The sequence below is a fragment of the Streptomyces sp. T39 genome (assembly GCF_008042045.1).
Lineage (GTDB): Bacteria > Actinomycetota > Actinomycetes > Streptomycetales > Streptomycetaceae > Streptomyces.
Window position 1 is genome coordinate 1 of sequence record NZ_RDBP01000278.1, and the last position, 1,076, is coordinate 1,076.

Consider the following 1,076-nt stretch of genomic DNA (forward strand, 5'->3'; position numbering starts at 1 on the left):
GAGTTCCTCACCGCGGCCACCGACCCCGAGCGGCAGCGCGTCATGCTCGTCGACGGCCCGGCCGTCCTCGGCTGGAGCGAGTGGCGGGCCATGGACGAGGCGGGTTCCGCACGGCACCTCGCCGAGGCGCTCACCGCGCTCGTCGACGCCGGCGTCATCGCCGGGCAGCCCRTCGCCCAGTGCCACGCCTCGTCGTGGAACACCAGCCCTCGCAGGGGCGTGTCGGGCTGGTACGGGTAGAACTCCATCGCCTCGGCCCCGGCGCGGGCCGCCGTCCGGCCGCCGTAGTGGCGCATCACCCAGGCGTACCGCCGCCGTTCACCGGCGAGGTACGCGACGTACTCCTCCTCGGTCCACCCCATGGTCACGGGCGCAGCGCGCCGAGGAGCCGCTCCAGCGCGGAGCGGGTCGGGGCGAGGTCCTCGGGGGCGGCGGTGGTGGCGAGCCAGAGGGCGGCCTCGTTCATCGCGCCGGAGAGCAGGTGGACGAGGGGGGCGACGGGCTGCCCGGCGATGACGCCGGCGTCGACGAGCGCGGTGAGCGCCTCGGCGAGGTGCCGTGCGGAACCCGCCTCGTCCATGGCCCGCCACTCGCTCCAGCCGAGGACGGCCGGGCCGTCGACGAGCATGACGCGCTGCCGCTCGGGGTCGGTGGCCGCGGTGAGGAACTCCTGGCATCCGGCCACGAGTTGCTCCCAGGGATCGTCGTGGGCGGCGGCCGCCGCCCCGACCCGCCGGGCGACCTCCTGCTGGGTCTCCTCCAGTACGGCACGGAACAGCTCGGTCTTGCCCGCGAAGTGGTGGTAGAGCGCCCCCTTGGTCACGCCGGCCGCGGCGACGATCTCGGCGAGCCCGACGTCCGCGTAGCCGCGTTCGGAGAAGAGGCGCCGCCCTTCCCCGAGCAGTGCCTGCCGGGTCTGTTCGCGCCGCTGGGCGCGGACGCCGTCCTGCCGCATGACGGACTCCTTGTTGACATACCGATGGTACGTGAATAGCGTGGTTGGCATACCGATGGTACGCGAAAGGGTCCGCCATGAGAACGACCAGCTTCTACCCGGTGATCGGCACCGCCGCCCT

At 73.5% G+C, this 1,076-nt stretch carries 1 protein-coding gene and 1 pseudogene; one reads left to right on the top strand and one right to left on the bottom strand.

Translation table 11 applies throughout. From position 1 onward, the window contains the following. Positions 1-240 (top strand): annotated as a pseudogene (locus tag EAO77_RS38250) (TetR/AcrR family transcriptional regulator); the annotation flags it as partial. Positions 241-364: 124 nt separating this feature from the next. On the opposite strand, the gene EAO77_RS38255 reads toward EAO77_RS38250, so the two are convergent. Beyond that, positions 365-955: a TetR/AcrR family transcriptional regulator gene (locus EAO77_RS38255; protein WP_147992856.1), complete on the bottom strand. Its 591-nt coding sequence runs from the start codon at positions 953-955 to the stop codon at positions 365-367. Positions 956-1,076: the final 121 nt, after the last annotated feature.